General features: G+C 62.1%; 18 protein-coding genes. 6 read left to right on the forward strand and 12 right to left on the reverse strand.

Translation table 11 applies throughout. The features are described from left to right. Positions 1–76: 76 nt before the first annotated feature. Positions 77–2,932 (reverse strand): isoleucine--tRNA ligase, encoded by a 2,856-nt coding sequence (gene ileS / locus B5M06_RS08840; protein WP_054065097.1) that lies wholly within the window; start codon positions 2,930–2,932, stop codon positions 77–79. Positions 2,933–3,034: 102 nt separating this feature from the next. Then, a complete protein-coding gene (locus tag B5M06_RS08845) occupies positions 3,035–4,069 on the reverse strand; it encodes a bifunctional riboflavin kinase/FAD synthetase (RefSeq protein WP_054065098.1) in 1,035 nt (344 codons plus the stop codon). A gap of 160 nt (positions 4,070–4,229) precedes the next feature. Here B5M06_RS08845 and B5M06_RS08850 point away from each other — a divergent pair, with 160 nt between their 5' ends. Continuing rightward, positions 4,230–4,841: an HNH endonuclease gene (locus B5M06_RS08850; protein ID WP_054065099.1), complete on the forward strand. Its 612-nt coding sequence runs from the start codon at positions 4,230–4,232 to the stop codon at positions 4,839–4,841. A gap of 53 nt (positions 4,842–4,894) precedes the next feature. Beyond that, on the forward strand, positions 4,895–5,842 hold the full coding sequence (locus B5M06_RS08855) for a bestrophin family protein (RefSeq protein ID WP_054065100.1): 948 nt from the start codon (positions 4,895–4,897) through the stop codon (positions 5,840–5,842). Between the two features lie 96 nt (positions 5,843–5,938). Here B5M06_RS08855 and B5M06_RS08860 read toward each other — a convergent pair whose 3' ends face one another. The 3 genes from B5M06_RS08860 to B5M06_RS08870 form a co-directional block, all read right to left on the reverse strand. Then, positions 5,939–7,057: an acyl-CoA dehydrogenase family protein gene (locus B5M06_RS08860; RefSeq protein ID WP_054065101.1), complete on the reverse strand. Its 1,119-nt coding sequence runs from the start codon at positions 7,055–7,057 to the stop codon at positions 5,939–5,941. 15 nt (positions 7,058–7,072) lie between these two features. Then, complete coding sequence (locus B5M06_RS08865; RefSeq protein ID WP_054065102.1) at positions 7,073–8,254, reverse strand: acyl-CoA dehydrogenase family protein; 1,182 nt, start codon at positions 8,252–8,254, stop codon at positions 7,073–7,075. A 124-nt stretch (positions 8,255–8,378) separates the two neighbouring features. Further along, a complete protein-coding gene (locus B5M06_RS08870; RefSeq protein WP_054065103.1) occupies positions 8,379–9,026 on the reverse strand; it encodes a YceH family protein in 648 nt (215 codons plus the stop codon). Positions 9,027–9,047: 21 nt separating this feature from the next. Between B5M06_RS08870 and purN the strand changes: the two genes are divergently transcribed. Continuing rightward, positions 9,048–9,629 carry a phosphoribosylglycinamide formyltransferase gene (gene purN / locus B5M06_RS08875; protein ID WP_054065104.1) on the forward strand — a complete coding sequence of 194 codons (582 nt, stop codon included), beginning with the start codon at positions 9,048–9,050 and terminating at the stop codon, positions 9,627–9,629. A gap of 7 nt (positions 9,630–9,636) precedes the next feature. On the opposite strand, the gene B5M06_RS08880 is transcribed toward purN, so the two are convergent. From B5M06_RS08880 to B5M06_RS08890, 3 genes are all read right to left on the reverse strand, one after another. Beyond that, positions 9,637–10,275 carry an FMN-binding negative transcriptional regulator gene (locus B5M06_RS08880; protein WP_054065105.1) on the reverse strand — a complete coding sequence of 213 codons (639 nt, stop codon included), beginning with the start codon at positions 10,273–10,275 and terminating at the stop codon, positions 9,637–9,639. A 34-nt stretch (positions 10,276–10,309) separates the two neighbouring features. Further along, positions 10,310–10,492, reverse strand: coding sequence for a hypothetical protein (locus B5M06_RS08885; protein WP_054065106.1), 183 nt, complete (start codon positions 10,490–10,492; stop codon positions 10,310–10,312). 68 nt (positions 10,493–10,560) lie between these two features. Continuing rightward, positions 10,561–10,818, reverse strand: a complete 258-nt coding sequence (locus B5M06_RS08890) for a DUF1653 domain-containing protein (RefSeq protein WP_054065107.1) — start codon at positions 10,816–10,818, stop codon at positions 10,561–10,563. Positions 10,819–10,981: 163 nt separating this feature from the next. On the opposite strand from B5M06_RS08890, the gene B5M06_RS08895 reads away from it, so the two are divergent. Together B5M06_RS08895 and B5M06_RS08900 are read left to right on the forward strand one after the other, a co-directional pair. Continuing rightward, a complete protein-coding gene (locus tag B5M06_RS08895) occupies positions 10,982–12,253 on the forward strand; it encodes an RsmB/NOP family class I SAM-dependent RNA methyltransferase (RefSeq protein WP_054065108.1) in 1,272 nt (423 codons plus the stop codon). A gap of 98 nt (positions 12,254–12,351) precedes the next feature. Then, the gene (locus B5M06_RS08900) at positions 12,352–13,077 is read left to right on the forward strand and encodes an SOS response-associated peptidase (RefSeq protein ID WP_054065109.1); all 726 of its coding nucleotides are present in this window, start codon (positions 12,352–12,354) and stop codon (positions 13,075–13,077) included. Between the two features lie 18 nt (positions 13,078–13,095). On the opposite strand, the gene B5M06_RS08905 is transcribed toward B5M06_RS08900, so the two are convergent. Continuing rightward, complete coding sequence (locus B5M06_RS08905; RefSeq protein ID WP_054065110.1) at positions 13,096–14,100, reverse strand: DUF697 domain-containing protein; 1,005 nt, start codon at positions 14,098–14,100, stop codon at positions 13,096–13,098. Between the two features lie 148 nt (positions 14,101–14,248). On the opposite strand from B5M06_RS08905, the gene B5M06_RS08910 reads away from it, so the two are divergent. After that, entirely contained in the window at positions 14,249–14,722 is a 474-nt protein-coding gene (locus tag B5M06_RS08910) for a gamma-glutamylcyclotransferase family protein (RefSeq protein ID WP_114070866.1), read from the forward strand. A 118-nt stretch (positions 14,723–14,840) separates the two neighbouring features. Here B5M06_RS08910 and B5M06_RS08915 read toward each other — a convergent pair whose 3' ends face one another. From B5M06_RS08915 to B5M06_RS08925, 3 genes are all read right to left on the reverse strand, one after another. Beyond that, entirely contained in the window at positions 14,841–15,110 is a 270-nt protein-coding gene (locus B5M06_RS08915) for a putative hemolysin (RefSeq protein WP_240183897.1), read from the reverse strand. A 61-nt stretch (positions 15,111–15,171) separates the two neighbouring features. Then, entirely contained in the window at positions 15,172–15,999 is an 828-nt protein-coding gene (locus tag B5M06_RS08920; RefSeq protein WP_054065126.1) for a M48 family metallopeptidase, read from the reverse strand. A gap of 123 nt (positions 16,000–16,122) precedes the next feature. Further along, positions 16,123–16,497, reverse strand: a complete 375-nt coding sequence (locus tag B5M06_RS08925; RefSeq protein ID WP_054065112.1) for an Hsp20/alpha crystallin family protein — start codon at positions 16,495–16,497, stop codon at positions 16,123–16,125. Between the last annotated feature and the right edge of the window lie 37 nt (positions 16,498–16,534).

A 16,534-nucleotide genomic window follows, 5' to 3' on the forward strand; every position in this document is an offset into this window, starting at 1 on the left:
GTAAATACTTGGTTTCAGATAGTTTTCATATTGAAACCAAGCAAATACAGGCGCTAACAGCTCATCTTTTTAAGGCTCAGGCCTTGGTGCGGACTTCACCTTCGCCGTGCAGGTTGCTGTCGCAACGGCCGCACAGGGTGGGGTGCTCGGGGTTGACGCCCACGTCTTCGCGGTAGTGCCAGCAGCGCTCGCACTTGGCGTGTTCGCTGACCTTCACCGTGGTCTGCAGTGCGTCACCAGCCACAGCATTGGCTGCCGAGGTGATGAACACAAACTTCAGGTCATCGCCCAGCGATTGCAGCAGGGCGAGATCTTCTGGCTCGGCGGCCAGCGTTACTTCGGCTTGCAGCGATGCGCCAATCTTGCCTTCGGCACGCACGGTTTCGATGTCCTTGTTCACCACGTCACGGATGTCGCGCAGGCGCTTCCACTTGGCCAGCAAGGCTTCGTCGCCTGCGGGCAGGTCGGTGAACTTCTCCAGGAAGATGGAGTTGCTGTTGCCAAAGATCTTCCAGGCTTCTTCGGCCGTGAAGGACAGGAAAGGCGCCATCCAGCGCAGCAGCGCATGGGTGATCTGGTGCAGTGCGGTCTGGGCCGAGCGGCGGGCCAGGCTCTTGGGTGCGCTGGTGTAGAGGCGATCCTTGAGCACATCCAGATAGAAGCCGCCCAGGTCTTCTGAGCAGAACAGCTGCAGCTTGGCAACCACGGGGTGGAACTCGTACACGTGGTAGTGGCCGAGGATTTCCTTTTGCAGCTCGGCCGCACGTGCCAGCGCGTACTGGTCGATTTCCAGCAGCTGCTCGTAAGGCACGGAGTCGGTAGCAGCGTCAAAGTCGCTGGTGTTGGCCAGCAGGAAGCGCAGGGTGTTGCGGATGCGGCGGTAGGCGTCCACCACGCGGGCCAGAATCTTGTCGTCAATGCCCAGGTCGCCCGAGTAGTCGGTCGAAGCCACCCACAGGCGGATGATTTCCGCCCCCATTTTGTTGGACACGTCCTGTGGCGCCACGGTGTTACCCAGCGACTTGGACATCTTCTTGCCCTGGCCGTCCACCGTGAAACCGTGGGTCAGCAGGCCGCGGTAGGGCGCGCGGCCGTAGATGGCAGAAGCCAGCAGCAGCGAAGAGTGGAACCAGCCGCGGTGCTGGTCGTGCCCTTCGAGGTACAGGTCAGCCTCGGGGCCGCTGTCGTGGTGGTGCTCAGGGTGCGAGCCACGCAGCACGTGCCAGAAGGTGGAGCCAGAGTCGAACCACACTTCCAGAATGTCGGTGCTCTTGGTGTAGTGCTTGGCTTCTTCGGCACCCAGAATTTCTTCGGTGGTTACGCGGCTCCAGGCCTCGATGCCACCTTGCTCGATCATGTCGGCCGCCTGGTCGATGATCTCCATGGTGCGGGGGTGCAGAGCGCCCGTGTCCACATGCAGGAAGAAGGGGATGGGCACACCCCAGCTGCGCTGGCGCGAGATGCACCAGTCAGGGCGGCCAGCGATCATGTCGCGCAGGCGGGACTTGCCGTTTTCGGGGTAGAAGCTGGTTTGCTCAATCGCTTCCAGCGCGATCTGGCGCAGCGTCTTCTCAGGCTTTTGCGCGGGGTCGGTAAACACGCCTTCGCCTTCGTCCATACGGATGAACCACTGGGCGGCCGCACGGTAGATGACGGGCGTCTTGTGGCGCCAGCAGTGGGGGTAGCTGTGGGTCAGGCCCGTGGTGTCCATCAGGCGGCCAGCCACCTTCAGGGCATCCAGAATCACGGGCACAGCCTTCCAGATGTGCTGGCCACCAAACATGGGCAGGTCAGCCGCATACACGCCGTTGCCGGTCACGGGGTTCAGGATGTCCTTGTACTCCATGCCGTTGGCCACGCAGGAGTTGAAGTCGTCCACACCATAGGCAGGGGCCGAGTGCACGATACCGGTACCGTCTTCGGCCGTGGCGTATTCGGCCAGGTACACGGGCGAGATACGGTCAAAGCCCTTGTCCACGTGTGCCAGCGGGTGCTTGAAGGGCATGTGGTCCAGCTTTTCGCCCTTGGCGGTGGCAACCACGGTGCCTTCGATCTTCCAGCGGGCCAGGCACTTTTCGACCAGAGCGGAAGCCACGATCAGCAGGCCGCGCTCGGTGTCGACCAGGCTGTATTCCAGATCGGGGTTGACGTTCAGCGCCTGGTTGGCAGGGATGGTCCACGCAGTCGTGGTCCAGATCACCACAAACGCTTCTTTGGAAAGCTGAGGCAGACCGAAAGCTGCAGCCAGCTTGGCTGGATCGGCTGCGGGGAACATCACGTCCAGCGTCTGCGACTGCTTGTCCGCGTATTCGATTTCAAACTCGGCCAGCGAGGAGGCGCAGTCAAAGCACCAGTACACGGGCTTCAGACCGCGGTAGACAAAGCCTCGCTCCATGACTTTCTTCAGCGCACGCAGCTCATTGGCTTCGTTGGCGTAGTTCATGGTCTTGTAGGGGTGGTCCCAGTCGCCCAGGACGCCCAGGCGCTTGAAGTCCACCATCTGCTGCGCGATCTGCTCGGTCGCGAAAGCGCGGCTCTTGGCCTGCATTTCGTCGCGGGGCAGGTTGCGGCCATGCAGCTTTTCGATGGCGTTCTCAATCGGCAGACCGTGGCAGTCCCAGCCGGGTGCATACAGCGCGTCATAGCCTTCGAGCTGGCGGCTCTTGACGATCATGTCCTTGAGCACCTTGTTCACGGCGTGGCCAATGTGGATCTTGCCGTTGGCGTAGGGGGGGCCATCGTGCAGGATGAACTTGGGCGCACCACGACGGGCGTCACGCAGCTGCTTGTAGACGCCTTGCTCGTCCCATTCCTTGGCCCAGTTGGGCTCGCGCTTGGGCAGATCGCCGCGCATGGGGAAGGGGGTATCGGGCATGTTCAGCGTGGTGCGATAGACGGACGCTTCGGGCTTGTTCGATTTTTGGTCAGACATGGGGGAACCTTGAAAGCAGGGCTGCCAAGCACAGGGCCGGGCGAAAAAAGCGGGGTGGAGCACCGAGCGCAATGTCGGCGCTCGAGCTGACGAAGGCGAGCGTCAAATTCGGTCGCGCGTGGTCTGGCGACGGGTTTCTGTGTACGTGGCGAAGAACGCGCGTGCGTCATCGCAGTCCTTGGCGATGCCCTGGGTCAGGGCTTCCAGACTGTCGTATTTCAGCTCGTCGTGCAGTTTGTGCAAAAGTTCCACGCGGATGATTTTACCGTAGGCACCTTCGCTACCCAGCTCGGATGGCCAATCCAGACAATGCGTCTCCAGCAGCACGCGGCCGCCGTTCACGTCATTGGGGTCCAGGGAAGGGCGCACGCCCAGATTGGCCACGCCGCGCAGGGGGGCATCGGCAAGGCCATGCACCAGCACGGCAAAAATGCCCTGGGCGGCTGGCTTCCAGTGGTTAAAGCGCAGATTCAAGGTGCGAAAGCCGTCCAAGGCGCCTGGGGTAGTCTCGGCCAGCTGGCGACCCAGCTTGCGGCCATGGACCACGTGGCCGGAGATGGTGTAGGGGTGGCCCAGCATCTGTGCGGCCAGTTCCATATTGCCATCTGCCAGTGCGGCACGCACGGTGGTGCTGGACACGCGCTCGCCATGCACCTCATAGCTGTTCATGCGGGCCACATCAAAGCCCAGGCGCTGTCCGGCGGCGTCCAGCATGGCGTAGTCGCCTGCGCGCTTGGCACCAAAGCGGAAGTCATCGCCCACTAGTACATATTGCGCGCCCAGGCCTTCGACCAGCACTTCCTGGATAAAGGCTTCGGGCGACTGGCTGGCCAGGATGTCGTTGAAAGGCAGCACCACGACCTGGTCTACGCCGCAGAACTCCAGCTGGGAGAGCTTGTCGCGCAGCGTGCCCACGCGTGCAGGGGCCAGTTCGGGTTTTTTGAATTTCTCGGCGAAGTAGTCGCGGGGGTGGGGCTCAAAGGTCAGCACGCAGGTGGGAATGCCGCGCTGTGCGGCTTCACCCGCCAGCAGGGCCAGCATGGCCTGATGGCCTCGGTGCACGCCATCAAAGTTGCCGATGGTGACCGCGCAATTTGGTGCTAGCCCCGGGTGTTTGAATCCGCGAAAAATCTTCATTTGATTGCTTTGGTTTTTATAGCTTGAAAGCCCACAGAAATAAATCGTGGTGGCAGTTTGTCACCGAAAGCAAGTATATTGTGATGCAGATGCATGGCGCGCCAAGCCCGGCTCTGGTCTGAGGTGCAGCCATCCTCTGCTTGTGCAAGGAGGCCTGAACGTGAGAGTCTTGAAGCTGTCCGCCCACGGTTTGCCACAGTCCTGGATCACCCTGGAAGAAGCGGTGCTGCACTACGCTGCGGACGATGTTCGCTGGACCATGGGTTCCACCATCGCCGTATTTCGCGGGGGGCACAACGCGCGCACTGGCCTGCAGTCCAGCATCGAGGTGCACAGCATCATTGGCACACGCGGCGTGCCACGCATCAACCCGCACGAGATGGAGCCGGGTCTGAGCAATACCAAGCTGTTTGCGCGTGACCGCAATGTCTGCGCTTACTGCGGCAAGGTGTTTCATGCAGACGAGCTCACGCGCGAGCACATCATTCCGCTGTGCCAGAAGGGGCAGACGTCCTGGATGAATCTGGTCACGGCCTGCCGCTCCTGCAACCACCGCAAAGGTCCCCGCACCCCTGAGCAGGCACGCATGCCGCTGCTGTATGCGCCTTACGTTCCCAGCATCTGGGAAGACTTCATCCTGCGCAATCGCCGCATTCTTGCTGACCAGATGGAGTTCCTGCGCATGCACGTGCCCAAGACATCGCGTCTGGCGCAGGACCTGGTGCTTGACAAAGACCATGCGCCCGAGTTTGAAAATTTCAGTAATGCCTGAAATGGGGTAGGGCGCATGGTGAAATCGCCGGTTTTCTTCCGCCAAGCTACACCATGATCGTGCACGAGCGCCCTTCTGGGCTGACCCTGTTTCTCATTCTGAGAGGGTCTGTGCTACAGCGCATCCGCTGGAAACTGAGCCTGAACATCCTGCTGGCCGTGCTGGTCACGCTGGCTCACGGTTATCTCTTCGATATCAAGATCACCGTCACCACCATTCCCTTTTCGCTGATTGGTCTGCCGCTGGCCATTTTTCTGGGCTTTCGCAACAACACCGCCTATGACCGCTACTGGGAAGGGCGCAAGCTCTGGGGTGACATCAACATCCGCGTGCGCGTGCTGGCGCGCCAGTGCCTGAGCCTGATTCGGCTGGACCAGCCGCTTGACCCCAACAACCGCGAAGGTGATGTGCGCGTGCGCGTGATCCACCGCGCACTGGCCCATGCCCATGCGCTGCGTGCCCAGCTGCGCCACCACATGGACGACCGCGCTGTGGAGCGCTGGCTGACCCGGGACGACTGGGACAAGGTGCGCAACCTGCCCATGGATTACCGGGGGGACGCCATCATCCAGGCCAATGCCAACGACCTGGCGCAGTGCGTACGTGACGGCCAGATTGACTCCATCAGCTACAACAAGATGGATGAGACGTTGACTTTCATCACCTTTGCTGCCGCCTCCTGCGAGCGCCTGCGCTACACGCCCATTCCGTTTTCCTACACCTTGCTGCTGCACCGCACGGCGCATCTGTACTGTTTCCTGCTGCCCTTTGGCCTGGTGGATGTGACCGGCTTTATGACCCCGTTTGTGGTCGGCATCGTGGCCTATACCTTCTTTGGGCTGGATGCGCTGGGTGACGAGCTGGAAGAGCCTTTTGGCACGGACAACAACGACCTGCCGCTGGACGCCATGTGCCGCACCATGGAGCGCAATGCCTTGCACCTGCTGGGCGACACAGACATTTCTCCGCCCATGCAGCCGGTAGACAGCCGTCTGACCTGAGCCGCGCCCAGCATGGGGTGCACCCTAAAACAAAGGCCACCGCGAGGTGGCCTTTGTGCTTTCTGAGTTCTGTGCGCTGGTACGTGCTGTGGCTGCTCAGGCTTCGCCTACGCCTGCAGTCTCCAGCATGCGGGCAGACACTTCGCCGAGGTGGTGCAGGGTGTCGCCGTAGGTCATTTCCAGCTGCGTGAGCTTTTTGAACTGGTGGCTGACGATGTACTCGTCCGTCACCCCAATACCGCCATGCAGCTGCACGGCCTGCTGGCCCACATAGCGCATCGACTGGCCCAGCTGCACACGGGCACGGGCCATGGCACGGCGGCGCTGCTCGGCAGGGGTCTCCAGCATCAGGCTGGCGTAGTAGCTCATGGAACGGGCCAGCTCCAGCTGCATTTTCATGTCGGCCAGACGGTGGCGCAGGGCCTGGAAGCTGGCAATTGGCACACCAAACTGCTTGCGCTGGTTGAGGTAGTCGGCCGTGATGCGCAGCACTTCTTCCATCACGCCCACGGCCTCGGCGCAGACGGCGGCGCTGCCCACATCCACCGCCAGCTCCAGCGCCGCCAGCCCTTCGGTGGTGATCAGCGTGGCGGGGCTGCCATCGGTTTCCACCTCAGCGGCGCGGCTGCCGTCCTGTGTGCCATAGCCACGGGCGCTGACACCGGGCGCGCTGCGCTCGACCAGGAACAGGGCGATCTGGCCATCCAGCTGTGCGGGCACGAGATAGGCATCGGCCTGATCGCCCGCAGGTACTATGCTTTTCTGAGCGGTCAGTGCATAACCATCGGGCGTTTGAGAGGCTTTAGACTCACAAATGTCCAGTCTGTAGCGCGCTCGGCGCTCCTGATGTGCGAGCACGACCAGCGCCTCGCCACTGGCAATACGCGGCAGCCATGCGGCCTGGACGGCTTCGCTGCCGAACTGGCTGATGACGCGTGCGGCCAGAAAACTTTGCGCCAGCGGCTCCAGCACCATGCCACGGCCCATTTCCTCCATGACCACCATGGCTTCTACGGCGCCCATGCCCATGCCGCCATGGGCTTCCGGCACGTTCAGCGCGGTCAGGCCCAGTTCGGCCAGGGCGTTCCAGCTCTCGCGCTGAAAGCCCCCCGCCTGTACGGCAGCGCGGCGGTGTTCAAAGGTATAGGCTTTTTCTACCCAGCGGCGTGCGGCTTCGCGCAGCTGCTGCTGGTCATCGGAAAAATCGAAATCCATTGCTGTATCTCCTTCTCAGCCCAGCAGCGTCTGCGCGACGATGTTGCGTTGCACTTCGTTGGAGCCACCGTAAATCGTGGTCTTGCGGAAGTTGAAGTAGGCCCCCGCCAGCGGCGCATTGCCGACGATGCCACCGGGGAAATCGCCCTGCCAGCCGGGGTAGAGCGCTTCCTCGATCAAGGGCAGGCTGTAGGGGCCTGCGGCCAGCATCATGAGTTCGGTGTAGCGCTGCTGGATTTCGCTGCCCTTGATCTTGAGCAGGCCTGCAATGTCCAGCGGGTTCTTGCCGCTTTTCTCGGCCGAGAGCACGCGCAGCACCAGCATTTCCAGCGCAATGATGTCCACTTCCAGCAGGGCAATCTGGTCACGGAAGCGGCTGTCCTCCCACACGCCTTCCTGCTTGGCAATGCGCTTGAGACGCTCCAGCTCGCGCTTGCTGCGGTTGACGTCGGCAATATTGGTGCGCTCGTGGGCCAGCAGGTGCTTGGCGTAGGTCCAGCCCTTGTTTTCTTCGCCAATGAGCTGGTCGGCAGGTACTTTGACGTTGTCAAAAAACACCTCGTTGACCTCGTGCTCGCCATCCAGCAGCTTGATGGGGCGCACGGTCACACCGGGGCTTTGCATGTCAATCAGCAAAAAGCTGATGCCGGTCTGCGGCTTGCCTTCGGTGCTGGTGCGCACCAGGCAGAAGATCCAGTCACCGTACTGACCGAGCGTGGTCCAGGTTTTCTGTCCGTTGACGATGTAGTGGTCGCCCTGGCGCTCGGCGCGGGTCTTGAGGCTGGCCAGGTCCGAGCCGGAGCCGGGCTCGGAATAGCCCTGGCTCCACCAGACTTCACCGCTGGCAATGCCGGGCAGAAAGCGCTGCTGCTGCTCGGGCGTGCCATAGGCCATGATGACGGGGGCCACCATCACCGGGCCAAAGGGCACGATGCCAGGGGCACCGGCTTTGGCCAGTTCTTCGGCAAACAGGTGCTTTTGCACCGCATTCCAGCCGGGGCCGCCAAACTCCTTGGGCCAGCCATAGGCCAGCCAGCCTTGTTTGCCCAGGGTCTTGGCCCAGCCTTGCAGGTCTTCGCGGCTCAGGCGCAGGCCACTGCGCACCTTGTGCGCCAGTGTCGGGTCCAGATGGGCATTGATCCAGGCGCGTACTTCTTCGCGGAAGGCCTGTTCTTCGGGCGTAAATGCCAAATCCATGCGTTGCTCCTCTTGATGGCGTGCCGGCGCTGATATCCGGCTGCCTCTGAGAGCTTGCGCCCCTGCGGCCTGATACGCCACAGGGGGAATGCGGAGCAACTGTCGCCTAGGTGCCTGATGTGCGTCAGTTGTTCATGGCATCCAGCAGCTGCTGCACCTGGGCTTCCAGTGCCTGCACGCGGGCTTCCAGCTCGGCCATGCGTGCATCCTGATCGGCATTGGCCGGGGCGCTGGCTGCCACAGCAGGTACGGAAGGCGCACCGCACAGCAGTTGCGCCCAGCGTGCCTCGCGTGCGCCCGGTGCCTTGGGCAGCAGCTGCACCAGCGGGCCACCTTTTTCTTCGCTGCGCGATTGCAGCTCGTCCAGAAAGGCTTCCACCGAGCCGGTGTCGGCAAATTTGTGCCAGCGCTCGGCATTGGTGCGCAGCTCAGCCGCCGTCTGCGGGCCGCGCAGCATCAGCAGGCCCAGCAGGGCGCTGGCCTGGCTGGGCACGCCAAAGACGCGCTCAAAGTTGTGCTCCCAGCGCATGGCACGTTGACCGCTCACTTCCATCACGAGGGAGCGCTCGCGCAGGCTGTCCAGCGCGCTGAGGATCTCGGCCTCACTGAGGCTCATCACCGGGTCGCGGCTGGTCTTCTGGTTGCAGCCGCTGGCCAGACTGTTGAGTGTCATGGGGTAGCTGTCCGGCACGGTACGGGCTTTTTCCATGAGCGTGGCAAGCACGCGTGCTTCGGTCGGGGACAGCGGGTGTTTGTGGAGGTCAATGGTCATGGCAGGGATAATCGCGGGGCAATGAAAAACATCGTGATTTTGATCTCAGGCGGCGGCTCGAACATGGCAGCCATTGTGAAAACAGCCCAGCAGGAAAACTGGCAGCAGCGCTATGGTGCCCGTGTGGCAGCTGTGATCAGCAACAAGGCTGATGCCAAGGGGCTGGTGTTTGCCAAGGAACATGGCATTGCCACCGAAGTGCTGGACCACAAGCAGTTCGACAGCCGTGAGGCCTTCGACGCCCAGCTGGCCGAGGTCATTGACCGCTACGAGCCCGCACTGGTGGTGCTGGCCGGTTTCATGCGCATTCTCACCCCCGGCTTTGTGCAGCATTACGCAGGCCGCATGGTGAATATTCACCCTTCGCTGTTGCCTGCATTCACTGGCCTGCATACCCACCAGCGTGCGATTGAGGCGGGCTGCAAGTTTGCGGGCTGCACCGTGCATGAGGTGACGGCGGAGCTGGACGTCGGCCCGATTCTGGACCAGGCTGTGGTGCCTGTGCTGCCGGACGATACGGCCGATACGCTGGCCGCACGCGTGCTCACGCAGGAGCACATCATTTATGCACGCGCCATTGCCGCGTGGCTGGAAAAGCACTGAGGCGGTCTTAATCCGGGCGCATGGCATCGCCCAGCAGGGGCGTGCCAGCAGCGCTGACGGCCTCGGCTGCACTGCTGCGGTCTTCGGCGCTGCGGTTCTGGCTGAGCTTGAACTTGGCCTCGATGCGCTCGATCACGACCTCGATGCCGACGATGTGGGCCAGCATGGCGTCCAGATAATCCGGCGGTGCATCCTTGATCTTCCACGGGCCTGCAGCCTGGGGCAGGGCAGACTGGGCGCGAGCTTCGTGCGTGCGCGTGAGCTTGCCAACGGCGCCGAGCACCCACTTGCGGTCATCGTGCAGCCGCACCGTGCCGTGCACATGCACCACGCGATAGTTCCAGGTGGGCACCTGCCGATGCGTAGTGTGTTTGCTCGGATACCAGTTGGGTGAGACATAGGCCTGCTCTGCCTGAAAGATCACCAGCACCGCCGCGCCATCGTGCAGCTGGGTGCACAGCGGATTGGCACGTGCCACATGGCCGATCAGGCGTGCGGGGCCGCCTTCGGGCATTTCCAGTTCCCAGGGAATGTGGTTGGCATCCAGCCCGCCGCTGTGCAGATGCACCAGCGCACCCAGCGGGTACTGGCGTATCAGTGCAAGAGCATCGGTATGGCTGGCGGCAAAGTGGGGTGGCAGGTACATGCGGGTAGTCAAGCAAGTGCCATGCCGCAAGCTGTTACTGCGGGTCTGCCGTGACGGACAGTCTGTCCGGCCCACAGTGCGTCTGGTCCTTGGCATTGGTGGTGCAGGTGATGCCGGGCATGTCTTCCAGCTCCTTGATCACCTGTTTTTCGTGGGCAGTGCAGGCTGCCAGCAGCAGCGTCAGGGGCAGGGCAAGCACAAGCGTGGGGCGCAACATAAAAAATCCTGTTCAGTCAGAAGATGGGCAAACCAGCTGCCAAGCGGGCAGCCGTGGCTGGCATGGTATCAAGCTGTAGCTGCGTCACTGTCGGCGCAGCGCGCAAAGCGGGGCTGTTCTACACCGTCAATCACCACGGTTTCATTGAACATGGCGGCTGGGCGCACCCACAGGCCTCGCTCGCCGTACAGGGCGCGGTACAGCGTCATGGGCTCCAGTGTTTCGCTGTGGCGCACGGTGTCCATCACCTGGTACAGATTGCCTTTGTAGTGGCGGTACAGGCCGGGCGGGGTGACGATCAGGGGCGGCAAATGGGCGTCAGACATAGAGTGCTTTCAAATTAATAGCTTCTAGCGCTTGTGTAAAAAGGGTTTTACATAGAAAACCATTCAAAAACAAGCAAATACAAGCGCTGGCAGCTATGTTTATAAGAGATGTGCAGCATCCAGCGCCGTACCGGGATTTGGCAGCAGTGGGACAATAGGGGCTATGCATCCCAAAGCCCTTCTCGACGCTTGCGCCGAACTGGTCAAGCTGACCCTCCAATTCCAACACCCGGCTGATGCCGTGGTGTCTCGCTATTTCCGCGACCACCGCAATCTTGGCCCCCGCGAACGTGCCACGCTGGCGGAGACCGTCTATACGGTGCTGCGCAAGAAAACCCTGTTTGAAGCACTGGCCCGCTCCGGCTCCGGCCCCAAGGAGCGCCGTCTGGCCATTCTGGGCTTTCACGCGCCCCGCAACTTTCTGCAGGCTGCGCTGAGCGATCAGGAAGCCAAGTGGCTCAAGGACTGCGACGCGGTCAAGCCCGAAGAGCTGCTCCCCCAGCATCGCCACAACCTGCCCCAGTGGATGGCCGACAAGCTGCAGGCCCAGGTGGGCGATCAGTTCGACGCACTGGCCGCCAGCATGCTCGAGCCCGCGCCGCTGGACCTGCGCGTGAACGCGCTGAACGCCAAGCGCGACGCTGTGCAGAAAGAACTGGCTAAGGAAGGCATCAAGGCCGAAGCCACGCCTTTCTCCCCCTGGGGGCTGCGTGTGCAGGACAAGCCTGCGTTGACCAAGCTTGAAGCCTTCAAGGAAGGCCGCATTGAAGTGCAGGACGAAGGCTCACAGCTGCTGGCCCTGCTGCTGGACGCCAAGCGCGGTGAGATGGTCGTGGACTTTTGCGCCGGTGCCGGTGGCAAGACGCTGGCCATTGGCGCGCAGATGCGCAACACCGGCCGCCTGTATGCGTTTGACGTGTCCGCTCACCGCCTGGAAGCGCTCAAGCCCCGCCTGGCACGCAGCGGCCTGTCGAACGTGCACCCCGCAGCGCTGGCACACGAGCGTGATGAGCGCGTCAAGCGCCTGGCAGGCAAGATTGACCGCGTGCTGGTCGATGCGCCTTGCTCCGGCCTGGGTACCCTGCGCCGCAACCCTGACCTGAAGTGGCGTCAGGACGAAAAAGCCGTGGCCGAGCTGACGGAAAAGCAGCTGTCCATCCTGACTAGCGCAGCGCGCATGGTGAAGTCTGGCGGCCGTCTGGTCTATGCCACCTGCTCCGTGCTGCCTGAAGAAAATGAACTGATTGCCGAAGCCTTCCAGAAAGCGCACTTTGACTTTGTGCCGCTGGATGCGGGTGAAGTGCTGGACAAGCTCAAGGTGGAAAACGCCGCCGCTCTGTGCGCCGGTGGCGAAACCGGTACGCAATATGTACGCCTGTGGCCCCATGCGCATGAAACCGATGGTTTCTTTGCCGCTGTGTGGCAGCGCAAGTAAGCCAAGTCAATCCGTGCTGACACCGCAGATGTGCGGACGGCACTGAGCCAAGATCCCCGTGACCTTCTGGGTGCGGGGATTTTTTATAGGAAAGCGGCATGACCACTCAATACGAAAACCTGGCCACGCTGGATACGTGGAACGACTTTTTCAAAGTTGCTCCTGCAGACCTGCCCGCAGAGCCCCTGATGCGCGCGCGGCGCATGTCGGGCTTTATCCGTGGCCATGTGCTGCCAGAGCCCGCAGCAGCAGAAGTGCCAGCCAGTGATGCCACGGCAGGCAGCAGCAAAAAAACGGTGCGTGTAGCGCGCGAGTGGGTGCCCGCGCAATGGGGCTTTGTGCCCAGCTGGGTCAAATCTGCCAAGGATGCCAAGCTGCGTGCCCCCAAGCTGCTGGTGGCGCTCAATGAAACCGTGAGCACGGCGCAGGCCTTCCGTGAGGCCTGGCTGGCCGGGCAGCGCTGCATCATTCCCATGCAGGCTTTCTATGTGGATGACATGCGCACCGGCAAAGCCATTCCCACGCGCATTGCGCGTGTGGATGGGCAGCCCATGGGTGTTGCCGGGGTGTGGGACCGCTGGGTAGACCCCGAAACCGGGGCTGAACTGATGAGCTATGCCGTGCTGACCATCAACGCCAACAGCCATGCGCTGATGCGCCGCTATGGCCCGCAAGGGGCAGAGCGCCGCATGCCCGCCATTCTGGGGGAAGGCACGTATGACGCATGGCTCACCGCACGCCAGGAAAAAGCGCGTGAATTCATGCGTGCCTATCCGTCCAACTGGATGCTGGCCAATCCGGTGGAAAACAAAAAAGACAAATAAACGTAGCAGTGCTGGCGTCTAGGCGTCCTGCCCATCTTCCTTGCCGCGCAGGCGCTGCAGACCGGAGGTGGTAGAGCTGCGTACCTGCGAGGCCGCGTTCTTGACGCTGTCTGCCGCAGCCTGCGCCGTGCTCAGCACGCCCTGCTTGATGCGGCCATAGACGGCCTGTGTCACCTGCGAGCCCGATTCCTTGACGATAGCGCCCAGCAGCTGCGCCGCACGGCGTGTGCTGCTCTGGCGAATCTGTGCGCGCTGCGGCGTGTGCTCGGGGGCGCAGTAGGCATCGGCAATCAGGCCTACGCGCAGCGTCAGAAACGCATTGGCTGCGCCGCTGGCCAGGCTGTTGGTCAGCAGATTGCCCATGGTGCCCAGGCCGGGAATGCTGCCCAGCGCCGCTGGCGTGGCGGACTGCACGATGGGTGCGGTCAGCTCTGCAAAGTCCACATCTTCCAGGCTGCTGGCAATCAGCATGCATGCGCCCACATTGCCGTACAGATAGCTGATCTGCCGCAGCGAGGGGCGCAGCCCATAAATGCGCGCAATGCGCCACACCAGCTGCACCTGGCTGCATAGCACCACCAGCGCATCAAGCTTGCCGTTTTGCAGCAAGGCGGTGCTGACCAGCACGCTGGCTGCCGCGCGGCGGGTCTGCGCTTCCGCATCCGCACGCAGCAGCTGCAGCGCCTGGTGCACGGCCTCTTCAGAATCCAGTGCCACGCCAGACAGCCGCGGCAACCGGGCCAGGTGGGCGCGCAGGCGTTGCTGGTACTCCTGTGCCGCAGCCAGATCGCCATCGTCGGGGTAGCGCAGGGCCGCTGGCAGGCGCAGCAGCCAGATGCTGGGCAGCAGCACCGTGGCCACCAGCAGGGCCAGCAGCACCCAGAACAGCCCGATGCCAGCGCCTGCGTGCAGGCGGTCCGCAGCATCGGCCAGCTGGCTGATCATGGCAATGGCAAAAACGCCGCACCAGCCCACAAAGAGCAGGGCGCAGCAGACAAGCAGGCGAGAGGTCCAGGAAGGCATAGCAGGCAGTGTAGCCAAGCATGGCCGCGTGCGTGTGCGCCGGGAAACTGCACCAAAACCCTGTGTCTGGAAAGACATTGGAGCGTGCGCTCACTGGTGTGATTCGTGCTTCAGGTACGCTGTTTCCTCGTTTGACAGCATCATGACCATGTCCATACCTTCTGCACTTGCTTCGAAGATGGCGGCAGCGTGGCAGCCCTGCGGCGCCAGTTACGTGGCGGTGTATGGCACGCTGCGTGCAGGCGCGACCAATGACATTGCCAGCCTGCGGCCCGGCATTGCCATGGCCGGACACACCATCCTGCAAGGTACGTTGTATGACTTTGGCTGGTATCCGGGGCTGCAGCTGCAGGGCCAGCAGCCAGTGCTGGCCGAGGTCTATCCGCTGGACCCGGTGCTGGAGCGTGTGCTGGATGCCTATGAAGGCGTATGGCCCATGGATACCGGTGAATACATCAAGCGCCTGGTAACGACCGATGTACAGCTGCTGGCAGGTGGTGTGCAGCGCCTGCAGGTACTGGTCTATGAAGCGCAGGCTGAGGGCGCAGCCCATTGGCCCACAATTGATGCCAGCGACTGGCTGAGCTGGAACCGGGCCCGCCAACCTGAGGCCGCAGGCTAATGCTGCTTTGAAAAATGAAGCGGTTAGCGCTTGGAAATACTGGTTTTCAGAGGTATTCCATTCTGAAAATCAATAAACACAAGCGCTGAAAGCTATTAATTTGATTGTGTCAGCGGTTTCAAGGCTTGGGCGCAGGGTGGTGCTGGCGAAAGAAGTTCCACTCATCCACTTCACGCCCGTCGGGCAGGATGCACAGCATGCGCTCGCCTTGCGGTGTCTTTTCCATACGCAGCTTGCCACCTTGCTGGATGCAGAACACCGAAGCCGGGTTGGCAATCTTGACGGGCTGGGGGGCCGCCGGTGTCTGCGCAGGTGATGGGTTGCCGCCTGATGCACAGGCGCTGAGCAGTAGGGTGCTGGAGGCAAAAACATAAATGGCTGGGTGCACGGCGCAGGTCTCCATAGGACAACAAAAAAGCCCGGAGCCAGTGGCACCGGGCTGCTGATGGTCAGCGGCGCCTTTGCGCGCGCGCTGCTTCATACAGGGGAAGCACCTTGGGTACATGGGCTTCCAGTTCCCGGATGCGCTCTTGACCTGCCGGGTGGGTGCTCAGAAAGGCGGGGCCATTGCTGCCGCCACTGGCCTGCAGCATTTTCTTCCACAGCGAAGAGGCATTGCGCGGGTCATAGCCTGCGCGGGCCATCAGCTCCAGACCAATCACGTCGGACTCCAGTTCCATGGAGCGCGAATTGGGCAGGTGAATCAGCATGCTGGAGCTGGCATCCATCAGCTCACCGGGCACACCGGTGGCCGCGGAAATGGCGCTGGTCACCAGCCCAGTCAGCGCCTTCTGGGATACCTGTTCGCGGGAATGTTCGCGCAGCGCGTGGGCAATCTCGTGCCCCATGACGGCGGCCAGCTCATCGTCTGTGAGCTTGAGCTTGCGCACGATGCCGGTGTAGACGCCAATCTTTCCGCCTGGGGCGCAGAAAGCATTGATCTCGTCAGAGTCAAACACATTGATTTCCCAGTCCCACTTCAGCGCATCGGGGCGGAAGACGCCGACCTGCGCAATCAGATCCTTGCCGATATTGCGCACGCGCTGCGTTAGGGCAGCATCGTTGTTGAGCTTTTGCTTGCTGCGTGCATCAGCCGTCAGCTGCTGAAAACCTTTGGCTGCCTGGGCATTGACGGTGTCGCTGGAGACGATCAGCAACTGGCTGCGGTTCAGGCCAATCGCACCACCGCTGGTGGTGTTGGCGCAGCCTTGGATGAACAGCGCAGTGAGCAGCAAGCCTGCCCAGCGCAGCAGGGAGGAGGGGGCCTTCCAGACCATGTGTGATTCCTTTTTAACGTGCCAGAGCATGGCGCGGATTCAAACACAGCTGGCTATCACAGACAAGCAGCAAAAAGCCGCCAGAGGGCTGGCGGCCTGCCTATCAAAAGCTGCGCGGCGGCATTACTCGATGTTCAGCGTCACCGCCTTGTCCACGGGCTTCTTGCGCGCCAGGGTCAGCGTCAGCACGCCCAGGTCCAGCTTGGCGCTGGAGGCCGCCACATCAATCTCGTGGGGCAACTCCCAGCTGCGGCGCACCTGGCGGGGAGCATCTTCCACGCTTTGCAGATACACCATGTTGTCCTCCAGACGCAGCTGCAGCTGATCGCGGCGCAGCCCGGGCACGTCTACGGACAGGATGGTGGCCTCTTCATTGCTGGAAAAGCTGAAGTCACCATTGAGCTGCTGCACCGCTGCATTGGTGGCTGCCTGCATGAAGCGCTGCAGGGCAGCGTCAGGACGGGATACGTGACGGATGATGGGGGTTGCGAGAAACATGTGAAAACTCCTTTGTCTGTGTGGCGCTATCCGCGCT

The sequence above is a fragment of the Comamonas kerstersii genome, from assembly GCF_002056725.1.
GTDB lineage: Bacteria > Pseudomonadota > Gammaproteobacteria > Burkholderiales > Burkholderiaceae_C > Comamonas > Comamonas kerstersii.